Source organism: Mesorhizobium sp. USDA 4775, assembly GCF_054062655.1.
In genome coordinates, this window is record NZ_JBSSFM010000001.1 from 1,947,221 (window position 1) to 1,970,690 (window position 23,470).

The following is a 23,470-nucleotide window of genomic DNA, read 5'->3' on the forward strand; positions in this document are numbered from 1 at the left end:
ATGCTGGCGGGTTGGATCGCAGGGAGGGCGTAGCCCGACTGGAGTTTCAACCCGCCAGCGCCGCTGCCTTTTTGGGGGCGTTTGTCTGGTGATCGCGGTCGACCGGGTATGCCGGTGGTTTTTCCGATTTGGAGGAATCACTTTGTGCCCGGCCGCCACGTAACCGATCACCAGATGAGGCTCTACATGAAGTTCCGTCAGACCAATTCGACAGCCGTCGCGGCGGCAAAGGCGTCGATCAGCACGGCCACGGCCTATCGCATCGAGAAGGATTCGAGGCTGCCCTCGCAGAAGAAGGCGCCGCGGGAACGACGCCGTGCCGACCCGCTTGCCGATATTTTTCAGACCGAGGTCGTGCCGATGCTGCAAGCCGCGCCCGGCATTCGCGCGATAGCTATCTTCGAGGAGATGCTGCGCCGCCACCCCGATCTGGGCAACGGCGTTCGCCGCACGCTGGAGCGGCGCGTCCGCTCCTGGCGCGCCGTCCACGGCGTGGAGCAGGAGGTCATCTTCCGACAGGTGCATGAGGCCGGCCGCCTCGGCCTGTCGGATTTCACCGACATGGGTAAAGCCGGCATCACGATCGCCGGCCAGCCGCTCGACCACCGGCTCTATCATTTCCGGCTCGCCTATTCCGGCTTCGAGCACGCTCATGTCGTGCTCGGCGGCGAGAGCTTCGTCGCCCTGGCGGAAGGCCTGCAGAACGCGCTGTGGTCGCTCGGCGGGGCTCCCCGCGAGCATCGCAGCGACAGCCTCTCGCCGGCATTCCGCAACCTGGACAAGGACGCCCGGGCGGACCTGACGCGCCGCTACGACGAACTGTGCGGCCACTACGGCATGACCCCTTCCCGCAACAATCGCGGCATCGCGCATGAGAACGGCTCCATCGAAGGCCCGCACGGCCATCTCAAGCGGGCGATCGACGACGCGGCTCTGATGAGAGGATCGAGCGATTTCGGCGATCTGGTCTGCTACCGCCGCTTCGTCGACGAGATCGTCAGCCGCATGAACGCCCGCAATTCCAAGCGCATCGACATCGAGCGCGCCGAGCTCCAGGAACTGCCCGTCCGGCGCACATCCGACTACGAGGAGGTCACCGTGCGCGTCACCTCATCGGGCGGCTTCACGCTGCGCAAGGTGTTCTACACCGTGCCCTCGCGCCTGATCGGCCACCGGCTCAGGGTGCGCCTTTTCGACGATCGACTGGACATCTTCATCGGCGGCACCCTTCTCGTGACGCTGCCGCGCGGACGTGCCTCTCCATCGGGCAAACACGATCAGGTCGTCAATTACCGGCATGTCATCCATTCGCTGCGTCGCAAGCCGATGGCGCTGTTGAACCTGGTCTATCGCGACCAGCTCTTTCCGCGCGAGGCGTATCGGCACACCTTCGACATGCTCATGGAGCGGCTGCCGGAGCGGCAGGCCTGCCGCATCATGGTGGATCTTCTCGCCATGGCTCACGAGCGCGCCTGCGAGAGCGAACTGGCCGACCAACTGGATGCCGCGCTGCAGGCGCGCCGATTGCCCGACATGGCCGCCTTGCGGGAACGCTTCGCCCCCGATCCCTCCCGGCTGCCGAATGTCGTCGTGCGCCTTGCGCCGCTCAATGCCTATGAAGCCCTGCTCGGCGCCAGCCTGACGGGAGACGCGGCATGAAGACCAACACCACTGTCGATACCGCCAAGCTCAGCCTGCTCCTCAACGAACTGCGCTTGCCGGCCATCAAGCTCATGTGGCCGCAATTCGCCGAACAGGCCGACAAGGAAGGCTGGCCCGCCGCCCGCTTTCTCGCCGCGATCACCGAGCATGAACTGGCCGAACGCGACCGCCGCCGCATCGAACGCCACCTCGCCGAGGCCCGCCTCCTGCCGGGCAAGACCCTCGACACCTTCGCGTTCGAGGCCGTGCCGATGATCTCCAAGGCCCAGGTGATGGCGATCACCGCCGGCGACAGCTGGCTGGAGAAGGGGGCGAACCTGCTTCTGTTCGGCCCGCCCGGCGGCGGCAAAAGCCATCTCGCTTCAGCCATCGGCCTTGCGCTCATCGAGAATGGCTGGCGGGTGCTCTTCACCAGAACAACCGACCTCGTCCAGAAGCTTCAGACGGCACGGCGAGACCTGGCGCTCGAGAGCGCTCTGGCCAAGCTCGACAAGTTCCATCTCCTGATCCTCGATGATCTCGCCTACGTCACCAAGGACCAGGCCGAGACCAGCGTGCTGTTCGAGCTCATCAGCGCCCGCTACGAGCGGCGCTCAATGCTCATCACCGCCAACCAGCCGTTCGGCGAATGGGGCAAGGTCTTCCCCGACCCCGCCATGACGCTCGCCGCGGTCGACCGCCTCGTCCATCACGCCACCATCTTCGAGATGAATGTCGAGAGCTACAGGCGCCGCGAGGCCATGGAGCGAAAGCGTGGCCCGGGACGCCCCGCGTCCTATGCCACACCCGCCAACAGCGTCGCTGATTGACGCGCCGCGACAATCAAACCGACAAACCCTCTTGCGCGCGGCAATCAATGCCGCGATCATCACCTCCGCCGCGACACCAGATTCTCATCCAGATTGTCGCGCGCTTCTCATCAGAATTGTCGCGCCACAGAAGCCGCAGAGCGCCGCTTGATCAGCCTCGTCACCCAAATTCCAGCATAGCTCCGGGTCTATCGGGGAAAGGCGAGGCGCGCACTCTATTCCAACTTCGGGGCGACCCAAGCCTCGCTTGATGGAGCATCTCGCGTGGACGCTCTGAACGGCGGCTCGGACAACCTCGATCCCGTCGGGAATGAATGGCTGGTGATCACTGCCTATGCGCAGTCGAAGGGCATGGGTCCTCGGAAGGCGCGAGAGGTGATGGTCGGCCTTCATCTCCTCCAGCCGGAGATCGAGGTGCGCTTGGTCCCTTGCATGGGTGCGTCGGATGAGAGCGATGGCGACTGGTTAGGCGACACCAAGCCCGACTATCGGACCACGGTCCGTCTCGCCACGTGGGCCGTTCAGGCAGGGTTCGGCAGACGAATGAAATCCCGAGCAGGGATTGAGTTCGATGTCCTCTCTCCAGATGGGGTGGCGTGGCTCGATGCCCGTTGGCCGAAGCCCGTTGAGCCGCTGGGGGCAAAGCGTGGTCGTCCATCAACGCTCCGAGAAGAGGTCCGGCGGCTTCTCGATGAAGGCAAAACCCAGGCCGAGATTGCCCGCTGCCTCGGAAAGTCCCGGCAAATCGTGTCGCATCACGTGAAGGCCCTGACGGCCAGCACGGACGGAGATGTCAAATAAATCGGTGCCTTCGCTAAGATACACACCTTAAGGCGACGTACTGGTTCCACCACGCCGGGAAGACCTCGGAAGGGCAAGACCACCAGTCCAGATCATCATCCTCCAATCGGCGGCTACACCCTTCATTGGATCTTCACGGGAACCTTCGGAACAGCTCGGAACGAGGGCATCGAAGGCCGACGTGAAATGCCGTGAAGATTGGCCGAGGGTGACAGGATGACGAGGAGGACCATCACAAAGCGAGCGGAGCGAGCCAATCTGAAGTGAAGGAGAGGTCGGATCATGGGACCCACCTTCCAGTAAGAGGCCATGATGGTCTTCCTCTCGTAGCCCTCGGTGGGCTCGCTTCTGCTCGCCGGGAAATGGGTGTCTTCCAAGGTATCGGGAACCAGAAGAAGGAACTCATAGCGACCCAGCGTGATGCTGGTGACCATGAGCAGCACTTCTGATGCCGCTCGCGCCGCCGTGCTGCTTCTGATCGCGAGCATTGTCGACCAGTCGTTCCCAGCCCGAAGCGTCGGCAGTCATTAGGCCGGGTGTCGACCTCGCCGTCCGCGCCTCGTCTTCTGTGCTCTGTCGCGCCCGGCCCTGATCCGCTGCAGCAGCACGTCGGCGGGTTCATCGGTCGGGTCTTGGGGGACCAGTTCTCCCTGGAAGGCTTTCGCGAGGACCGACTGGTCGAGGTGGTCGATCAGCCTGCGGGCGCTGGTCGCCTCGGAAGCAAGGCGGTCGATCCAATTGAACGCAGTTTCAATCCGACGGACGATTTCCCGCTGCTCGTCCCGATTGGGGTAGGCCACGGGCAGCTTGCGCAAATCCTCTATGTTGATCCCGGTATACGCCACGCCCTTCTCGACCCCACTAAGCCACCGTTGTGACGAAGTGGCCGCAATCCAGTAGGCAGCATACTCAGCCAGAACATGCCTGGCATCAACGGCGGCGACAGCGACTTCGCGGGAGACATTCCAACCTGACATAGTTGAAGGTACAACGGCTACGCCACCAAGCGTCCCGCGAACATTCACAAGGACTTCACCACCGGACAGAATGGTCCGATGGTATTCGTCGGAAAGAACCTTGGAAATGCTCTTTATGCCTTGGACCTCAATGGAGAGCCATCTGACGTTGCTGGTCCTGAGGCAGGGAACGCCTCCCGGAACCTCGCTGCCGAGTTTGATGACGCCGTAGGTTATGGGCCTCCGGCGGTCGCACACCTCAGCCAATGTAGTCTTTGTCCATCCTGACGATGCATGTTTGCCACGCGCTCCGACCGTCAAATCCCCACGGAACGCCGCCGCCAGCACGGCCTGCTTGTACTTCTCGACGAGGCGCGGGATGTGGTCGAGGTGATCGCGGGCGCGTCTGGATTTGCCGGCGAGGCTGTCGATCTTCGCCACTATCCGCCTCTGTTCGTGTAACGGAGGGACGGCAAATGTGACACCTTTCAACCGCTCGAAGTCGATGCTGTCGACCGTCGTACCTGACTTCGCGCACGTCGACAGGATGGTTCGGCCTAACGAGCGGATTTGATAGCCTGCAAAGACCGGGTCGACGGCGGGAAATGGCGTCAGTGCCTTCAGGTCTTGGTTGATGGCCACCTTGCGGGTTGTTATCCCCACGGGCAAAGTGTGCCGAAGAATGCCACTTCGCGTGACGATCAGCACCGAACCTTCTGAAATGAGCTGGGTTGCGCTTTCCCTAACTGCATCGGCGGTGATGCGGTCTTCCGCACCGTCGATGAAGGTTTGTTTCATGTCCTTGGGGGAGACCCATGGAATGTCGCCATTCGTCCAGAAGCTCGAATTAGACTTGTTCGGCGTTCCGCCGCCACGCCACTCACCAAGCCCGCCGAGCGTGTCTTCGGCCCATCCTTTCGGGGACGCTTTCATTCCGCCGCCTCTGCCACGGCAGCAGCTTCCTCGACGCTATCCGGCTCAATCTCCTCGGACAGCGCCTCGATCTCTTCCAGCGCGGCCTTGAGGTGTCCGATGATGGCGGCGGCAATGTCCTCCGGTTCGGTCAGCGCCTCCTCGGCCTCGGTCTCGGTGTCGCGTAGCCATGCGATGTCGAGATTGTCATTGCGCGCGGTGATCGCTTCCCGCGTGAACTTCCGCCACCGGCCCTCCTCGCCGTGCTCCTTGCGCTCTGCATCACCATTCGGGTCGGAGCCATAGGCGGTCTCGAAAGCGGCGAAGTCATCGACCGTCAGCGGTCGGGTCTTGCCGAAGGCAGGCATGTTGGCTCGCATGTCATAGACCCAGACGGCGCTCGTATTGCCCTTGTCGGTCTTGCCGCGCTGGAAGAACAGCACGTTGGTCTTCACACCCTGTGCGTAGAAGATGCCGGTCGGCAGCCGCAGGATGGTGTGCAGGCTGCACAGGTCCATCAGCCATGTGCGAAGGCGCCGGCCCGTGTTGTCCTCGAACAGCACGTTATCTGGCACGACCACGGCCGCACGGCCGCCCGGGTTCAGGGCACGGACGATGTGTTCGACAAAGGCAAGCTGCTTGTTCGAAGTGTCCGCCGTTACCGAGAAGTCGGAGCGCGTCGGGCGACCGCCGCCCTTCTTGGTGCCAAACGGAGGATTAGTCAGGATCAGGTCCACCCTGGGCAGTACCGCGCCGTCCGGTGAAAGCGTGTCGATGTTCTCCACGCCCCCTTCGATGCCGTGAAGCAAGAGGTTCATCATGCAGAGCCGATGCGTGTCGGGCACCAGTTCCGCGCCGACGAACGCGTTATGTCGTTGGAAGAAAGCCTGCGCCTCCGGCAGCTTGTAGAGGTCGTCCGTGTGATCCTTGATGTATCGGTCGGCCGCGACAAGGAAACCTGCCGTGCCCGCTGCCGGGTCCTGCACTGTCTCGCCCGGCTGGGGCTGCATGAGGCGCACGATGGCGTCGATCAGCGGGCGCGGCGTGAAGTACTGCCCGGCACCGGATTTCTTGTCGGAGGCGTTCTTCTCCAGCAGTCCTTCATAGAGATTGCCCAGACCCTCCTCGCGGGCCGAGAACCAGTCTAACTGATCGATGTTGGAGGTGAGCGCCTTGAGATTGGTCGGCTTGCGGAGGCGTGTCTGCGCGTCGGTGAAGATGGCACGGACAAGCCCATCCTTGGCCTTGCCGAGGTCGAGGAGCATGGCCTTGTAGTAGTCGAGCTGCTCCATTCCCTCCCGCTTGGCGAGCAGCCCCCAACGATAGTTGTTCGGCAGACGGTTCTCTCGCCCGGTTTCCTCCAGCATCTTCAGGAACAGCAGATAGGTCAGCTCCGTGACATACTCGTTGTAGGTGACGCCATCGTCGCGAAGGACGTTGCAGAGGCCCCAGAGCTTGGCGACGATGTCGGTGGTGCTGGTCATCAGGCGGTCTTCTTCCACATTTCTTCGTTGATCTCGGCGAGCAGGGTTGCGAGCCCGCCGCCGAACACCTTGTTGAGCCGATTGAACCCTCCATCGGCGATAAACGGCTCCTTGTCGATGGCCTCGCGGTCGACGACGACCTCTTTCTCGATCTGTTCGCCGATGCGCTTCAGCCACCGCTTCTGCGGCTCTGTCCATTGGTGGTTCGCCGTTATGATCCGCATCGCGGCTCGCACCCGGTCAGCGTAAGGCTTCAGTGGGTCGCCTATCGCGGCCTGACGGACAAAGCCAATGATCGAGGCGGCGATCTCCTCGTTCGTAGCGTCCGCCCATGCCCGGCGCAAATTGGCCTCGGAATAGCCATTGCGGTCGAGCGCGAGACGAAGCTCCTTCAGGTCGGCGCGGGTCAGATCGCGCGGGCGCGTCACGACCAGCTTCAGCGCGGCGATGGTGTTGACGTTGCCTCGAACGAAGGCGGAGAAACTGTCGAGGAAGTCTTGCGGCTTCGCCGCCTCACCGTAGCCACGGGTGACGGCCACGACCTCATCGGCATGGTGCGAGATCGGGACGAAGCGCGGGTTGTCGCCATCGCCCTGCCAGTCCAGGATCGGGCCAACGGCGGAACGATCCTTCAGCCATGCCGCCAAGGCCGGAGCATCGTCGGCCAACAGGCGCCTCAGCATCACCTCCGGCGTCTCGCCCGCAACTGCCTCGAACCGCTGTCGGGCCTCCTCGGACAGCTTCTTCAGGCGGCGGCGCAACTTCACGACAAGCTGCTCGCGTACCGTGTTGCGGTGGGCATCTTCGGTCGCGTCGACCAGTTCGCGCACGAGCTGCTCGAAGGTAATCGAGGGATTGACCACGACCGGCTTCATGTCGGTAAGGTCCTGGAGATGCGGATACAGGTCGACGGCGTCGAAGATGCGGAACACCTCCTTGCCGATCTCGGGGCATTGGCGTGTCGCCCGCCCGATCATCTGCTCGTAGAGGATGCGGCTGTTGACCCGGCGCAGGAAGACGAGATTGGTGATCTTCGGCACGTCGATCCCGGTGGTGAGAAGGTCGACCGTTACCACGATCTGCGGATTGGCATCGTTGCGGAACGAGCGGATCAGGTTCTGCACCCTGTCCACGCTGCCGGTGATCTTCTTCACGGCCGCGTCGTCGATCTCGCCATAGGCGTCGGCAAACGCCTTCTTGATCGCGCTCACCACGATGTCGGCGTGCGCGTCGGTGGCGGCGAAGATCAGCGTCTTGCCGGGAAGCGCCGGGTCGATGTGCCTCGCCAGCTCCTCGGCAACGACGCGGTTGAACTCCGGCGTGATCACCTGCTTGTTGAACTGGTCGACCTCGAAGCGGATTTCGTCGGGGGCGTGAGCAAGGTCGATCTCGCCGGTCTGGGTATTCAGGAGGTCGAGCTGCTCATCCTTCTCGAACTTGATCCCAGCCCGCGCCAGGGCCGTCTCGATGCGGACCGGCGGCTCGTGGTCGATCAGGTAACCGTCGATGACAGCGTCGCGATAGGAGTAACGGAAGATCGGGTCGCCGAAGATGTCGGTGGTGTGCAGCGCGGGCGTGGCGGTCAGCCCGATCTTGACGGCGTCGAAGTACTCCAGCACGCGCCGGTACTTCGAGATGTAGTCGTCCTGGCCCCGGAAGCTCAATTCCGCGTCCGACATCTCCCGGTCCAGAAGGTAGCCACGATGGCACTCGTCGATGACTATCAGATCGTACTGATCGACCGGCGGGGCTTCGGAAGCCTCGGCGAACAGCACGCGCTTGACGAGGCCCTGAATGGTGCAGATGTGAACCTTGGTTTCAACCTCGGGCACGACATCATCCAACCCCTTCAGACCGAAGATTTCGGCGAAAGTCTTGCCGGAGACGACCTTGGTGGTGGAGAACTCGCCCTCGGTCTGGTGCCCGAGCGCGCTGCGGTCGACGACAAAGCAGATACGCCGAAACCGCTTGGCGGACAGCAGCCGGTAGAGCAGCGCAATGGCGAGCTTGGTCTTGCCGGTGCCGGTCGCCATCGCCACCAGCATTGTGCGTTGCTCGGCTGCCAAGGCAGTCTCAATGGCCCGGATGGCCCCTTCTTGATAGGGCCGGAGCGGGAAGCCGAACTCGAATGGTTCGGCCTTCAAGGCGGCGGTGGCGGCATCCTGATCGACCTCCAGAAGCCCGGCCAATCCCTCAGGCGTAAGCCAGTCCACAAGCGCGCGGCGGTGATTGGCGTTACGTCGAGTGTCGCGGAACCAGATGCCGCTCGCGGTTTCGATCTGCTTCAGATACGAGCGCCCATTCGCGGCGAAGACAAAGGGCACGCGATGCTCGCCCCATGGCCCGCCCGCCATGACGAAGTCGCCGCTGTTGCTGATCCCGACCGAGTAGCGTTCAGCCTGGTCGATGGCCGCAGACACATTCTTTCGTTGGCGCTTGGCCTCCACCACGCCGACCAGGGTCGTGCCGACGAACAGAGCGTAGTCAGCCGGGCCACTGGCGGTCGGCCATTCGGCAATGGCCACGTTGCGGCCCTTGGCCGGGCGGACGCCGGCACTGTGGCGCAGTGCCTTTGTGTCGGCTTCCCAACGACGACCACGAAGCTGTTGGTCGATGAGCGCGCGGGTCTGGCTCTCGTCGAGTTCGATCTTCGCTGCGGCTTCCTCACCGCCCACGATCAACTTCATGATTGTGTCGCGGGGCTCGGCTTCAGCCTCCTGTTGGAGAGTGGCAAGCTTGGCGGCAATCTCGATCTTCTCGGCTTCGCCATCCGGGTCGAATGCCTGCCAAGATGCAGGTGCCTCGCTGAGCCCGTGATGTTGCGGTGTCACGGCTTCGGCCTGGAGACTGGCAAGCATGGCGGCAAGCGCCGATTTCTCGGCCTCGGTCTCCTGCGCAAGCTGCTCCCAGGTCGCCCGTTCCTCGGCCTCGCGCTTTAGCCGCTCTTCCAGCGTTCCACGGACGTGGACCTGTTCCTCCGCCTCACGACGAGCTGCCTGCACGGCGACCTCGCTCTCGGCGATCTTGCGGCGCAGCGCCTCGATCTCTTCCTGCAGCGGCACTGTTGCATCGATAGGCTCGGATGGCGGAACGAACGCACCGGGATTGAAGGCGGGCTGCCTGCCATAGGTGCGGTGGAACCAGACGCCGAGAGATCGGGCATTCTTCAACGCGGTCAGCGCATGGCCGTGGTCACCCGCAGCTTCATGCACGGCGGTGTTTCCCGCCTTGCGCAGCGTGTGAAATAGATCGGCGACCTCCTTCGGAATGATCCGGTCGTATGACAGGCGCTGGAGCGTTTGCTCGAACGTTTCGCGCTCGTCGCGATAGGGCGGCACTACGGGCGGCAATCAGCTTGGCCATCAGCTCGGCGAACTGGCGCAGCTTGACGACGGCAGTGGAGGGATCGTCGCGGAAGTAACGCTCGGCAAGCCCGCCCAACGCCACAAGACGCTGATCGTGAGCCGCCAGAAAGATGAAGTTGGACGTGCCGCTCATTGCTCCCCCACGCAATGTTGCACACTTTCCCTAACGGGCCGTCAAGTTTAGAGATCAAACGTCGGGCAAAAGGGTTGCTTGCAAGACACGCCGGTGGTACACAGTCCGCAGTTGGCCGCAAAAAAATGCTATTAAATTCAGTTAGTTGGTGACATTCTGGGCGAGTTCAATCCTCTCTCGCAGCACCAGTTCCCCTGATTCCTCGAATTGACTCGCTTTCGCGCGCCCCAGCTGTCGTCAGCTGTGGAGGTGCGTCAGTTCAAACCCGGCGTCATCCTGGGCGTCGGACAGGTGCTGTTCGGCGGACCGGAACATGTCCGAGAACTCCATTTCGCTCTCCAGCATCACACCGCCAACCTTGATGGTGAGGACATCCTCGGTGCCTTTTGGCGCGAAGTAGACTTGCGCGATACGCGTGCGGATGCGCTCGCCGATCTCCTTGGCCTCCGCTTCGGTGGCGCCCGAGAGGAAAACCCCGAACATCGAGGCCCCGATGCGTCCGATCAGGTCCTCCTCGCGCACCGACGACTGGATGGTCGAGACGATGAGCCGCAAGGCCTCGTCGCCCCATTCAAGGCCGAAGCGCATGTTGATGGACCGTAGATGTTCGGGATGGATGATCAGGAAGGCGCCCGAGCGCGGTCCTGGCCCCGATCGCCTGGCTGCCCGTCGCTCGACCATCGACGTGAAGACCGGCCCGTTCAGGCAGCCCGTCAGCCTGTCATACGTCCCGGATCTGTTGAGTTCCTGCCGGTAGCGGTGGATTTCGACCCGATTCCAGCCGATCAGCGCGAAAAGCGGAAGGCCAATGATCACCGGCAGCAGCCCCGCGCGTGATCATGCTGCGGGCGAATGGCGTCAGCGCATCGCTGAACAGCAGCAGGTAGTTGAGGCCAAGGGAAAGGCCGAGGCTCCCGGCGGTTCCCAGCAACGTCAGCCACGCAACCTGCTTCCAGGGCCGGGCAGTGGTGGTCGCCATCGGTCTCGTCATTGGCAATCTCCTGTCAGGTCGGCTGGTATAAGGCCTGCCTGCCGTAATTTCGGTTTCGCCGAACTGTACAATTTGATGGAAAAAGGCCGAATGGTGTTTTTCCATACCGGGACGAAGCCGGTTTGCGAAAAACCCTGCGTTTTGACGGTCAACTGCTGCCTATTGCGGCGGCCCGAAGATGCCCATCCCGGCATTCCTGGCAACTGCTTCCGCCTTGCCATAGATACCGCCCGGCAGCGCCGTCGCCCAGCCGTTGGACACCAGCCAGGCGCCGACATCCTGCTTGCCCAGCCGGCACGGTGCGGCGATGGCAAAACGCTCGGTTTCCGGCGGCAGGAAACAGTTCAGCGCGCGCCCCCGCAGCCAGGCATTGAAGGCCGCGCGGGCCCGCTGGCCGCAGGGCCAGACCTCGTCGCGAAACGAACAGGTCTGGTCCACGCCGATGTCCAGAGCTCCGCTGATCGCCAGTTTCCATCCCATCGATTCGAAAGTCGCCGACGACGTTGCAATCGGACGGTAGAGCAGGGTTTCGCGCCAGTTTTGCGGCATGGGCGTTTTGGGGCGGATTGCTAGGCCGAGTTCGCCGAGCGGCGGCCGGGCTTCGACCCGCTCGATTTCCGACAGGTCGACCGGTGGCGGGGCGACAAGGCTCTCGGCAATCCGCCGCGCCGGTTCCCGCAACTGTCGGTCGGGAATGGCCGCGGCTGCCGGGGGTGCTTGCTTGCCGGCAATTTCCAGGGATGGCGCAGGGACGGGCCGGTCGAGAGAAAGCAAGGCTCCGGCCCGCATGATCAGGACAATTCCGAGCACGAGCTCGAGGCCCCCGATCGCGATCACCAGGCGGGCATGCCAACCCATCAGGCCGGCGCGGCGTTCGCGCGATGACCCGCCGGCGGCCGGTCAGAAACCCGACGTCGATTTGGCAACCAGTTTGAGCGCACCCTTTTCTATCCGATAGAATGGCATCGATCTTTGGCTGGAACCGTCAGCGCGAAAACGGAACAGACCTGTCGATCCGCGAAACCCGTTCGGGTTTTCGAGGGTCTGTTTGCTGAAGCCGTCGGGTCCGACCGCGCTGGCGATCCCTGCCGTCAGGGCAACCATATCATAGGCATAGGCCACATTGACGTCGGCAGGGTAGTTGTATGTCGTCCTGAAGCGGTCGGCGATCGGTCCGGTTTCGCCTGGATCGAGCGTGGCGATGTATGCCCCCTCGAACAGTGGATCCATCGGGCGCTCCAGCCAACGGTCGGTTCCGACGACTGAAACCGCTTTCCCCGGAATGCCCTTTGATTTGAGGGCGGCAAGGACGGGCGCGGGGCTGGCATCGCCGCTGGCAACAATGACCGCGTCGGGAGCGTCGACGAGTGAGCCCATCTGGTCGACAGCCTTGGTGCCCCCGTCGCCGGCCGAATAGGGCAAGGTGACCGCGAGCGTCGCGCCATAGATGCTGAGGCCGTTCGCCACCCGCTTCTCCACGGCGCTGGCGTTCGAGCCTTCCGCGACAAGCAACACGAACTTCTTGCGGCCTTTCGCGGCGAGCCCCGCGGCACCAGCCGCGGCGCTGTCGGCTTCGCTGAGGCGCACGGCATAAACCCCGGCGCTGCCGGCGAAATTGTCGGCAAGCGCCAGAACCGGAGGGCGCGTCGAGCCGGACAGCGTGGCAATATGCTGGGCTGCCGGCAGTTCAGTCGGGCCGATGACGATCTTGGATCCCGTCGTTATGGCTTGCACGGCCAATTTGCCGGCCTGCGCGCTGTCGCCTTTCGTGTCCTCTATCGTCAGCGTCAGCAATCCATTGCCGATATCCGTCATCGCCAGCTTGGCGCCGTCGAGCATCTTCCTGCCGGTTTCCCCCGACGTCCCGGAAGCGGACAAGGGCAGCAGCATCGTGACCTTGGCCGAACCGGTGCCGAGCGACTGGCTCGCCTGGGCCGGACTGGTGCTGGCGGCGCCAATCTGTCCCGCAGGCGCGGCGACCGCGGCCGGATAGAGCACTTCGGAAACGCCGCCCTTCGACTGGCAGCCCGATAACGGCACGGCGAGCGCCAGGGCTATCGCCCAGATCTGCGGACTGCGGCCCTGTCGGACAGCTTCCATGATTGGTCCACCCCGTCTGCCGCCGGATATTTCCCGGTCTGGTCCTCAACTCATGTTAGGGCGGACTTGCCGCGCCGTCTTGCTGTTATTCAACCGTCGACAGCCGGGAGTCGGCGCCTTGACGCGCCTGGCGGCGCGATAGTCGGTAGCATTTCATCTGTCGTGGCCCGGGTACGAACACGCCGCGCACGCAATCGGCATCGGCCCAGCCAGTTGGCGCCGGCCTGCGCGGCAGACAGATCAAGGCTGAACAGGGCGATCGTTGCGGCGATCGCCCATGGAATTGATCCGTCTGATGTCATGATGGCCAACAGGCGCGGCTCATCCGGTCAGTGCATGTACTCGACCATGCGATCGTGGAAACACTCGCATTTGTTGAGCGTGTCTTCGTCCTTGTAGTTCGTCTTCAGATAGCCATAGGCCATGCCGCAGGCGACCTTGGCTTCCGAAGCCCAGACGAAGGCAGGCCGGGATGAGTTGATCCATTCCGAGCTGTTGGCGACGGCAACCGATTCGTCCATCAGCTTCACCACCTGCTGCTTGAGGTCGACGATGTTGTCGTTCAGGACGAGGTTGGACGTCCCCACGACGCGGCAATAGTCGCCTGTTGGCCCTTCGATGATGTCGGCGGCGAAGCTCGCCGTTCCAGCCAGCAGCAGCAGCGCGGCCGAAGCCAGCAATTTTGTACAACGCTTCATTTAAGTCCCTCTCCAAACCGCCATTTTATTCTTCGCTAATATATAGCACGCCAGCTCGGCCACGCATAAGTGCTAAATCGTGGCCGTGTGCTGCACGTGGTTCGAGTCGTCGTAGAGAATGTTGATCGTTCCGGCGGCAGGCGCGTTTTGCAGAACGGCAACATCCACGAAGTTGGCCGCGTTGCCGGAACCGCTGGTGTCGACGCTGACAGTACTGGTCGCGCTGTTGTAGTGCACGTAGTTGCTGATGCTATTGGCTGGCGCCGTGTCGAACAGCGCGCTCAAGTCGATCTTGTCGCCCTCGCCGCCATGGTAGTCGGCGACCAGATCCTTGATATCGAGATGGTCGAGCTTGAACGTATCGGCGCCTGCGCCGCCGGTCAGTATGTTGTAGCCCGGAGCAGAGATGAGAAGGTCGTCGCCCGGTCCGCCCGACAGGATATTGGGATCATAGGCAGCGTCACCGGTGAGCGTGGCCTGGTGCCCATCATTGGCGTCGACAACGATGTCGAAGCCATGGCTGGCCTTGTCGCCGTCGCCATCCACGACATCGACGTTGAAATGCAACCCGACGTCATGCGGTATCTCGGTGGCGGTTGTCACACTGGTGGTGGTACCGCCAACAAGCAGTCCTGTATTGCCGGTATTGATAATTGAGACACCATACATCAGGCTGGCCGAGCTGATGTCCAGAACGCCGTTGACAATGTTCATGCTACCCTGATCGTGGGCAACTCCGTTCTGATCATAAGTGACTACACGAACAGCGTAGCTGCCTGTCATTGCATCGCCGTTGGATCCCTGCAGGAAATTGATCGTGACATGGTCCATGCCAACTGCGGTCGTTGGATGAGTTGAAGAGTTTTTGTCGCCATCTCCCTGAAGAAATTTTAGCGTTATCGACTCTTTATTGTCCAGGGTTTGACCAGAACCTATGCCCAAACCATGGTTGTTCGAGTTTATGGTGGCCTGACTGCCAAGGTTTAGGCCTGAAGTCCATCCTGAATTACCAGTGAATAATATATCAGTGTGGAGGGGGGTTGGTATATTATTCTTTACGGCTATTTGCTCAAGATACAGGCCGTAATTATTGCCGCCAAAGCTCCCGGCGTTGAGTGCTGTCGTATCTGTTACCACTATCGTGGGTACAGGATTGATCACCTCGAAGTTGTAGGTGCCATCCGCCTTCATCGTGACCGTGAAGTAAGGTTGCGTACCCGCGGCGTCGAAGAACGCCGTGTATTTGGCCGTGCCGGTCGCAGCGTCGTAGGTCGATGTTGAATGGTCGATTTGTGATATGCTCGCCTGATTGGCCAGCGAAATCGCAATCGTCGACAGTCCGTCGGCACCAGACGTATATGTCCAGTCGCCGGCATGCGCGCCAGCAGCGTTGGCAACGATCTGGCTCTCGATAGAGGCGATCTTAGGTACATCATCGACGACATCGACCTTCACCGTTCCGGTCACCGTGTTGCCGTTGGTGTCCTTCGCCGTGTAGGTGAAGCTCTCCGCGCCGGTCAGCGTGTTGGCGCCCTGCACCGCACCGCTGTTGAACGGCGATGTCAGCGTGTAGGTCCAGGCGCCGTTGGCCTGCAGCTCGAACACGCCATGCGCGGTCGTGGTGCTGATCGGCGTGTAGGTGATGCCGGTGCCGGTGACGGCGAGTTGGCCTGTGACCGTCTCCAGCGGGCTCGTTGGATTGGAACCCGTCACCGAACCATGCGTCAGGTCGGAACCCGTGGTGGTGGTGTCGAGCGCGGCTTCGTTGACCTGGCCGGTCTGATTGACGGGGGTCAGCGTCACGTTGTTGACGGTGATGTCGAGCGTTACGGTCGAGGTGTCGCCGTCGCCGTCGGTGATGGTGTAGACAAAGTGGTCGACCGCGTTGGCGGTGACCGCGTCGGGATTGGCCTTGTAGGCGTAGGAGCCGTTGGCGTTCAGCACCAGCGTGCCGTACTGGCCTGCGATGCCGACGCCGATGCCGCCGCTCACCGGATTCAAGACGTTCGAGCCGGTGGCCACGCCGGTCACCGCGCCGCCGGCGGCAAAGCCGTCCGCACCGGCCACGTCGTTGGCCAGCACGCCGGCTGCTGCGTTGACACTCAGCAATGCGCCTTCCGTTACGCTGTTGGTGTCGGCATGCGCAACCGGCACGTCGTCGACGATGACGATGCTGATGGTGCCGTCGCCGTGGGTCCCGCCGATGCCGTCAACCGCGACGGCAACGCTGTCGGGCAGCGTGTTGTTGCCGTTGCCGGCAGGGTGGGCCTGCGCGGCATTGAGCGTGTAGCTGTAGGCGAAGGTGGCTTCCGTGCCGGCTCCCGCCGGCGTCACGCCGGTGATCGTCAGCGTGCCTTCACCCGTGTTGATGGTCTTGCCGAGCCAGTCGGACAGCGTGTGGGTCTCGGTGCCGATGGTCACGTCCTTGATGCCGTCGGTGGCGGTGACCTTGAACGTGCCGGTGTCGGTCTCGCTGGTGTCGGCAACCGAGGTCAGGCCGTGTTCGTAAACGACATTGGAAGCGCCACCGGCATTGGCGTCGTCGCTCGGCGTGACCGTGACGGTCGAGCTGTCGTGGGCGCCATTGATCTCGAAGGTGATGGTCTTGCTGTCGGCGTCGCTGTCGTGATCGGTTAGCGTATAGCCGAGCGACACGTTGATGGTATCGCCGGTCTCCAGCGCCTGCGTCGCGGGCTTGCTGTTGTCCAGCACGAAGCTCCAGGTGCCGTTGGCGTTCTGCGTCAGCGTGCCGTAGTCGGTCAGGTTGACAGCGCCACCGTTCAGCATGGCGGTCGCCGTGCCCCAGTTCACTGGGCTCGCTGCTGCCGGGCCATCGGCGCCGAACGTGTTGTTGTAGTCGGTCGTGACGTTGCCGCCGACGGTGGTCGCGGCGCCGTCCTCGGTCAGCGCGCCGGCATTCGCATTGTGCGCAACCGGCACGTCGTCGACGATGACGATGCTGATGGTGCCGTCGCCGTGGGTCCCGCCGATGCCGTCAACCGCGACGGCAACGCTGTCGGGCAGCGTGTTGTTGCCGTTGCCGGCAGGGTGGGCCTGCGCGGCATTGAGCGTGTAGCTGTAGGCGAAGGTGGCTTCCGTGCCGGCTCCCGCCGGCGTCACGCCGGTGATCGTCAGCGTGCCTTCACCCGTGTTGATGGTCTTGCCGAGCCAGTCGGACAGCGTGTGGGTCTCGGTGCCGATGGTCACGTCCTTGATGCCGTCGGTGGCGGTGACCTTGAACGTGCCGGTGTCGGTCTCGCTGGTGTCGGCAACCGAGGTCAGGCCGTGTTCGTAAACGACATTGGAAGCGCCACCGGCATTGGCGTCGTCGCTCGGCGTGACCGTGACGGTCGAGCTGTCGTGGGCGCCATTGATCTCGAAGGTGATGGTCTTGCTGTCGGCGTCGCTGTCGTGATCGGTTAGCGTATAGCCGAGCGACACGTTGATGGTATCGCCGGTCTCCAGCGCCTGCGTCGCGGGCTTGCTGTTGTCCAGCACGAAGCTCCAGGTGCCGTTGGCGTTCTGCGTCAGCGTGCCGTAGTCGGTCAGGTTGACAGCGCCACCGTTCAGCATGGCGGTCGCCGTGCCCCAGTTCACTGGGCTCGCTGCTGCCGGGCCATCGGCGCCGAACGTGTTGTTGTAGTCGGTCGTGACGTTGCCGCCGACGGTGGTCGCGGCGCCGTCCTCGGTCAGCGCGCCGGCATTCGCATTGTGCGCAACCGGCACGTCGTCGACGATGACGATGCTGATGGTGCCGTCGCCGTGGGTCCCGCCGATGCCGTCAACCGCGACGGCAACGCTGTCGGGCAGCGTGTTGTTGCCGTTGCCGGCAGGGTGGGCCTGCGCGGCATTGAGCGTGTAGCTGTAGGCGAAGGTGGCTTCCGTGCCGGCTCCCGCCGGCGTCACGCCGGTGATCGTCAGCGTGCCTTCACCCGTGTTGATGGTCTTGCCGAGCCAGTCGGACAGCGTGTGGGTCTCGGTGCCGATGGTCACGTCCTTGATGCCGTCGGTGGCGGTGACCTTGAACGTGCCGGTGTCGGTCTCGCTGGTGTCGGCAACCGAGGTCAGGCCGTGTTCGTAAACGACATTGGAAGCGCCACCGGCATTGGCGTCGTCGCTCGGCGTGACCGTGACGGTCGAGCTGTCGTGGGCGCCATTGATCTCGAAGGTGATGGTCTTGCTGTCGGCGTCGCTGTCGTGATCGGTTAGCGTATAGCCGAGCGACACGTTGATGGTATCGCCGGTCTCCAGCGCCTGCGTCGCGGGCTTGCTGTTGTCCAGCACGAAGCTCCAGGTGCCGTTGGCGTTCTGCGTCAGCGTGCCGTAGTCGGTCAGGTTGACAGCGCCACCGTTCAGCATGGCGGTCGCCGTGCCCCAGTTCACTGGGCTCGCTGCCGCCGGGCCATCGGCGCCGAACGTGTTGTTGTAGTCGGTCGTGACGTTGCCGCCGACGGTGGTCGCGGCGCCGTCCTCGGTCAGCGCGCCGGCATTCGCATTGTGCGCAACCGGCACGTCGTCGACGATGACGATGCTGATGGTGCCGTCGCCGTGGGTCCCGCCGATGCCGTCAACCGCGACGGCAACGCTGTCGGGCAGCGTGTTGTTGCCGTTGCCGGCAGGGTGGGCCTGCGCGGCATTGAGCGTGTAGCTGTAGGCGAAGGTGGCTTCCGTGCCGGCTCCCGCCGGCGTCACGCCGGTGATCGTCAGCGTGCCTTCACCCGTGTTGATGGTCTTGCCGAGCCAGTCGGACAGCGTGTGGGTCTCGGTGCCGATGGTCACGTCCTTGATGCCGTCGGTGGCGGTGACCTTGAACGTGCCGGTGTCGGTCTCGCTGGTGTCGGCAACCGAGGTCAGGCCGTGTTCGTAAACGACATTGGAAGCGCCACCGGCATTGGCGTCGTCGCTCGGCGTGACCGTGACGGTCGAGCTGTCGTGGGCGCCATTGATCTCGAAGGTGATGGTCTTGCTGTCGGCGTCGCTGTCGTGATCGGTTAGCGTATAGCCGAGCGACACGTTGATGGTATCGCCGGTCTCCAGCGCCTGCGTCGCGGGCTTGCTGTTGTCCAGCACGAAGCTCCAGGTGCCGTTGGCGTTCTGCGTCAGCGTGCCGTAGTCGGTCAGGTTGACAGCGCCACCGTTCAGCATGGCGGTCGCCGTGCCCCAGTTCACTGGGCTCGCTGCTGCCGGGCCATCGGCGCCGAACGTGTTGTTGTAGTCGGTCGTGACGTTGCCGCCGACGGTGGTCGCGGCGCCGTCCTCGGTCAGCGCGCCGGCATTCGCATTGTGCGCAACCGGCACGTCGTCGACGATGACGATGCTGATGGTGCCGTCGCCGTGGGTCCCGCCGATGCCGTCAACCGCGACGGCAACGCTGTCGGGCAGCGTGTTGTTGCCGTTGCCGGCAGGGTGGGCCTGCGCGGCATTGAGCGTGTAGCTGTAGGCGAAGGTGGCTTCCGTGCCGGCTCCCGCCGGCGTCACGCCGGTGATCGTCAGCGTGCCTTCACCCGTGTTGATGGTCTTGCCGAGCCAGTCGGACAGCGTGTGGGTCTCGGTGCCGATGGTCACGTCCTTGATGCCGTCGGTGGCGGTGACCTTGAACGTGCCGGTGTCGGTCTCGCTGGTGTCGGCAACCGAGGTCAGGCCGTGTTCGTAAACGACATTGGAAGCGCCACCGGCATTGGCGTCGTCGCTCGGCGTGACCGTGACGGTCGAGCTGTCGTGGGCGCCATTGATCTCGAAGGTGATGGTCTTGCTGTCGGCGTCGCTGTCGTGATCGGTTAGCGTATAGCCGAGCGACACGTTGATGGTATCGCCGGTCTCCAGCGCCTGCGTCGCGGGCTTGCTGTTGTCCAGCACGAAGCTCCAGGTGCCGTTGGCGTTCTGCGTCAGCGTGCCGTAGTCGGTCAGGTTGACAGCGCCACCGTTCAGCATGGCGGTCGCCGTGCCCCAGTTCACTGGGCTCGCTGCCGCCGGACCATCGGCGCCGAATGTGTTGTTGTAGTCGGTCGTGACGTTGCCGCCGACGGTGGTCGCGGCGCCGTCCTCGGTCAGCGCGCCGGCATTCGCATTGTGCGCAACCGGCACGTCGTCGACGATGACGATGCTGATGGTGCCGTCGCCGTGGGTCCCGCCGATGCCGTCAACCGCGACGGCAACGCTGTCGGGCAGCGTGTTGTTGCCGTTGCCGGCAGGGTGGGCCTGCGCGGCATTGAGCGTGTAGCTGTAGGCGAAGGTGGCTTCCGTGCCGGCTCCCGCCGGCGTCACGCCGGTGATCGTCAGCGTGCCTTCACCCGTGTTGATGGTCTTGCCGAGCCAGTCGGACAGCGTGTGGGTCTCGGTGCCGATGGTCACGTCCTTGATGCCGTCGGTGGCGGTGACCTTGAACGTGCCGGTGTCGGTCTCGCTGGTGTCGGCAACCGAGGTCAGGCCGTGTTCGTAAACGACATTGGAAGCGCCACCGGCATTGGCGTCGTCGCTCGGCGTGACCGTGACGGTCGAGCTGTCGTGGGCGCCATTGATCTCGAAGGTGATGGTCTTGCTGTCGGCGTCGCTGTCGTGATCGGTTAGCGTATAGCCGAGCGACACGTTGATGGTATCGCCGGTCTCCAGCGCCTGCGTCGCGGGCTTGCTGTTGTCCAGCACGAAGCTCCAGGTGCCGTTGGCGTTCTGCGTCAGCGTGCCGTAGTCGGTCAGGTTGACAGCGCCACCGTTCAGCATGGCGGTCGCCGTGCCCCAGTTCACTGGGCTCGCTGCTGCCGGGCCATCGGCGCCGAACGTGTTGTTGTAGTCGGTCGTGACGTTGCCGCCGACGGTGGTCGCGGCGCCGTCCTCGGTCAGCGCGCCGGCATTCGCATTGTGCGCAACCGGCACGTCGTCGACGATGACGATGCTGATGGTGCCGTCGCCGTGGGTCCCGCCGATGCCGTCAACCGCGACGGCAACGCTGTCGGGCAGCGTGTTGTTGCCGTTGCCGGCAGGGTGGGCCTGCGCGGCATTGAGCGTGTAGCTGTAGGCGAAGGTGGCTTCCGTGCCGGCTCCCGCCGGCGTCACGCCGGTGATCGTCAGCGTGCCTTCACCCGTGTTGATGGTCTTGCCGAGCCAGTCGGACAGCGTGTGGGTCTCGGTGCCGATGGTCACGTCCTTGATGCCGTCGGTGGCGGTGACCTTGAACGTGCCGGTGTCGGTCTCGCTGGTGTCGGCAACCGAGGTCAGGCCGTGTTCGTAAACGACATTGGAAGCGCCACCGGCATTGGCGTCGTCGCTCGGCGTGACCGTGACGGTCGAGCTGTCGTGGGCGCCATTGATCTCGAAGGTGATGGTCTTGCTGTCGGCGTCGCTGTCGTGATCGGTTAGCGTATAGCCGAGCGACACGTTGATGGTATCGCCGGTCTCCAGCGCCTGCGTCGCGGGCTTGCTGTTGTCCAGCACGAAGCTCCAGGTGCCGTTGGCGTTCTGCGTCAGCGTGCCGTAGTCGGTCAGGTTGACAGCGCCACCGTTCAGCATGGCGGTCGCCGTGCCCCAGTTCACTGGGCTCGCTGCTGCCGGGCCATCGGCGCCGAACGTGTTGTTGTAGTCGGTCGTGACGTTGCCGCCGACGGTGGTCGCGGCGCCGTCCTCGGTCAGCGCGCCGGCATTCGCATTGTGCGCAACCGGCACGTCGTCGACGATGACGATGCTGATGGTGCCGTCGCCGTGGGTCCCGCCGATGCCGTCAACCGCGACGGCAACGCTGTCGGGCAGCGTGTTGTTGCCGTTGCCGGCAGGGTGGGCCTGCGCGGCATTGAGCGTGTAGCTGTAGGCGAAGGTGGCTTCCGTGCCGGCTCCCGCCGGCGTCACGCCGGTGATCGTCAGCGTGCCTTCACCCGTGTTGATGGTCTTGCCGAGCCAGTCGGACAGCGTGTGGGTCTCGGTGCCGATGGTCACGTCCTTGATGCCGTCGGTGGCGGTGACCTTGAACGTGCCGGTGTCGGTCTCGCTGGTGTCGGCAACCGAGGTCAGGCCGTGTTCGTAAACGACATTGGAAGCGCCACCGGCATTGGCGTCGTCGCTCGGCGTGACCGTGACGGTCGAGCTGTCGTGGGCGCCATTGATCTCGAAGGTGATGGTCTTGCTGTCGGCGTCGCTGTCGTGATCGGTTAGCGTATAGCCGAGCGACACGTTGATGGTATCGCCGGTCTCCAGCGCCTGCGTCGCGGGCTTGCTGTTGTCCAGCACGAAGCTCCAGGTGCCGTTGGCGTTCTGCGTCAGCGTGCCGTAGTCGGTCAGGTTGACAGCGCCACCGTTCAGCATGGCGGTCGCCGTGCCCCAGTTCACTGGGCTCGCTGCCGCCGGGCCATCGGCGCCGAACGTGTTGTTGTAGTCGGTCGTGACGTTGCCGCCGACGGTGGTCGCGGCGCCGTCCTCGGTCAGCGCGCCGGCATTCGCATTGTGCGCAACCGGCACGTCATCGACGATCTGAACCGACAGTGTGCCGGGAGCCGAGACGTCGCCGTCCGTGTCGGTGACCGTCACCGTCATGTTGTCGAAGATGGAATTGTTGTCGGCGCCTGCCGGATGCTGCTCGCTATGCTCAAGCGTGTAGCTGTAGCTCACCTTGCCGGTCGCGGCGTCGTAGCCGTTGATGGTCAGCGTGTTGCCGAGCGGCGTAGTGATGTTGATCGGCGCCGATGCGCTGTTGGCAAGCGCGGCGCCCGAAATCACCTGGCCGTTGACGGTCAGCGAACCGATTCCGTCGGGCGAGGAAATGGCGAAGGTTCCGGTGTTGATCTCGCTGGTGTCGGCAACCGACGTCAGGCCGTGTTCATACACGATCGTGTCGCCGCCGCTGGTCTCAGGGTTCAGGTCGAGGATCGTCGGCGTGGAATTGGGCAGCAGGCTCGGGAACAGTTCGCGATGTTCCGGCTGGCCGAACGCAAGATCCGTCGGCGGCAACAGCGCCGACAGGCCGAACCCGTCACCGATACCGCCAGGGGGAACCGAGAAGTCTCCGCCGGCACTCGAGGGTGAACCGCCGGCGCCTGCCGATATCGATCCGTCGGCGCCGAAGGCGACGTCGACATGACTTGCTTCCAACGCCGCGATCAAGGCAACGCGCGGCACTTCGACATCGCCGATGATGAAGGTCGGCACGTTGAGGGCGCCGTCCTTGATGACGATCACCGAACCGTCCGCCTGCTCGAGCACGAGGTTATGGCCATCGACCTTGATGTTGTCGATCGAGACGTTGGCCGGAAGCTTCACCACATGGTTGGCGTCGGCCACATATTCGTGCGGCGCGGCTGCCGCCGGGGCCTTGGCTTCCGCGGGTGCTTCCGGTTTGACGGGCGTGCCGTTGCCGACATCGACGGGAACCGGTTCAGCGGCGGCCGGAGCCGCCTTTTGCGCCGGGTTGGCCTCCGCGACCTGCGCCTGCGACGGCAGGCCGTTATGTTCAGAGTGCTCGTCCCAGGAATGAGAGACGGTGTCCAAATCGTTACTGGTGGTCATAGCCAAACCCCTTCGGTATTTCCCGGAAAGAGACATGGGCCACTTCTACTTTGCAACTATCCCGCAATCTGTT

At 63.5% G+C, this 23,470-nt stretch carries 12 protein-coding genes; 3 read left to right on the top strand and 9 right to left on the bottom strand.

What is annotated here, in order from left to right; all coding sequences use genetic code 11:
- Nucleotides 1-144: 144 nt before the first annotated feature.
- From istA to ACVILI_RS09535, 3 genes are all read left to right on the top strand, one after another.
- Nucleotides 145-1,659, top strand: coding sequence for an IS21 family transposase (istA, locus tag ACVILI_RS09525; RefSeq protein ID WP_457102398.1), 1,515 nt, complete (start codon nucleotides 145-147; stop codon nucleotides 1,657-1,659).
- Nucleotides 1,656-2,471 (top strand): IS21-like element helper ATPase IstB, encoded by an 816-nt coding sequence (gene istB / locus ACVILI_RS09530; protein WP_284278837.1) that lies wholly within the window; start codon nucleotides 1,656-1,658, stop codon nucleotides 2,469-2,471. Before istA ends, istB begins: the two co-directional genes overlap by 4 nt.
- A gap of 264 nt (nucleotides 2,472-2,735) precedes the next feature.
- Complete coding sequence (locus ACVILI_RS09535) at nucleotides 2,736-3,272, top strand: helix-turn-helix domain-containing protein (RefSeq protein ID WP_457102411.1); 537 nt, start codon at nucleotides 2,736-2,738, stop codon at nucleotides 3,270-3,272.
- Nucleotides 3,273-3,394: 122 nt separating this feature from the next.
- On the opposite strand, the gene ACVILI_RS09540 is transcribed toward ACVILI_RS09535, so the two are convergent.
- The 9 genes from ACVILI_RS09540 to ACVILI_RS09580 form a co-directional block, all read right to left on the bottom strand.
- Nucleotides 3,395-3,760 (bottom strand): hypothetical protein, encoded by a 366-nt coding sequence (locus ACVILI_RS09540; RefSeq protein WP_457102412.1) that lies wholly within the window; start codon nucleotides 3,758-3,760, stop codon nucleotides 3,395-3,397.
- A gap of 39 nt (nucleotides 3,761-3,799) precedes the next feature.
- Nucleotides 3,800-5,161: a restriction endonuclease subunit S gene (locus tag ACVILI_RS09545; protein ID WP_457102413.1), complete on the bottom strand. Its 1,362-nt coding sequence runs from the start codon at nucleotides 5,159-5,161 to the stop codon at nucleotides 3,800-3,802.
- Nucleotides 5,158-6,624, bottom strand: a complete 1,467-nt coding sequence (locus ACVILI_RS09550; RefSeq protein ID WP_457102414.1) for an N-6 DNA methylase — start codon at nucleotides 6,622-6,624, stop codon at nucleotides 5,158-5,160. The genes ACVILI_RS09545 and ACVILI_RS09550 overlap by 4 nt, the downstream gene beginning before the upstream one ends.
- Nucleotides 6,624-9,974, bottom strand: coding sequence for a type I restriction-modification system endonuclease (gene hsdR, locus ACVILI_RS09555; RefSeq protein WP_457102415.1), 3,351 nt, complete (start codon nucleotides 9,972-9,974; stop codon nucleotides 6,624-6,626). Before hsdR ends, ACVILI_RS09550 begins: the two co-directional genes overlap by 1 nt.
- Nucleotides 9,975-10,359: 385 nt before the next feature.
- Nucleotides 10,360-10,938 (bottom strand): GGDEF domain-containing protein, encoded by a 579-nt coding sequence (locus ACVILI_RS09560; protein ID WP_457102416.1) that lies wholly within the window; start codon nucleotides 10,936-10,938, stop codon nucleotides 10,360-10,362.
- Nucleotides 10,939-11,272: 334 nt separating this feature from the next.
- Nucleotides 11,273-11,971: a thermonuclease family protein gene (locus ACVILI_RS09565; protein ID WP_038644557.1), complete on the bottom strand. Its 699-nt coding sequence runs from the start codon at nucleotides 11,969-11,971 to the stop codon at nucleotides 11,273-11,275.
- Between the two features lie 42 nt (nucleotides 11,972-12,013).
- Entirely contained in the window at nucleotides 12,014-13,213 is a 1,200-nt protein-coding gene (locus ACVILI_RS09570; RefSeq protein ID WP_038644559.1) for a type 1 periplasmic-binding domain-containing protein, read from the bottom strand.
- Between the two features lie 329 nt (nucleotides 13,214-13,542).
- The gene (locus ACVILI_RS09575; RefSeq protein WP_027047245.1) at nucleotides 13,543-13,911 is read right to left on the bottom strand and encodes a hypothetical protein; all 369 of its coding nucleotides are present in this window, start codon (nucleotides 13,909-13,911) and stop codon (nucleotides 13,543-13,545) included.
- Nucleotides 13,912-13,983: 72 nt separating this feature from the next.
- A complete protein-coding gene (locus ACVILI_RS09580; protein WP_457102417.1) occupies nucleotides 13,984-23,397 on the bottom strand; it encodes a VCBS domain-containing protein in 9,414 nt (3,137 codons plus the stop codon).
- Nucleotides 23,398-23,470 lie beyond the last annotated feature (73 nt).

Coding starts and splice junctions, on each gene's coding strand:
- ACVILI_RS09540 (WP_457102412.1), bottom strand. CDS start 3,760: ATGCTCGCGATCAGAAGCAGCACGGCGGCGCGAGCGGCATCAGAAGTG.
- ACVILI_RS09565 (WP_038644557.1), bottom strand. CDS start 11,971: ATGGGTTGGCATGCCCGCCTGGTGATCGCGATCGGGGGCCTCGAGCTC.
- ACVILI_RS09575 (WP_027047245.1), bottom strand. CDS start 13,911: ATGAAGCGTTGTACAAAATTGCTGGCTTCGGCCGCGCTGCTGCTGCTG.
- istB (WP_284278837.1), top strand. CDS start 1,656: ATGAAGACCAACACCACTGTCGATACCGCCAAGCTCAGCCTGCTCCTC.
- ACVILI_RS09550 (WP_457102414.1), bottom strand. CDS start 6,624: ATGACCAGCACCACCGACATCGTCGCCAAGCTCTGGGGCCTCTGCAAC.
- ACVILI_RS09570 (WP_038644559.1), bottom strand. CDS start 13,213: ATGGAAGCTGTCCGACAGGGCCGCAGTCCGCAGATCTGGGCGATAGCC.
- ACVILI_RS09545 (WP_457102413.1), bottom strand. CDS start 5,161: ATGAAAGCGTCCCCGAAAGGATGGGCCGAAGACACGCTCGGCGGGCTT.
- ACVILI_RS09580 (WP_457102417.1), bottom strand. CDS start 23,397: ATGACCACCAGTAACGATTTGGACACCGTCTCTCATTCCTGGGACGAG.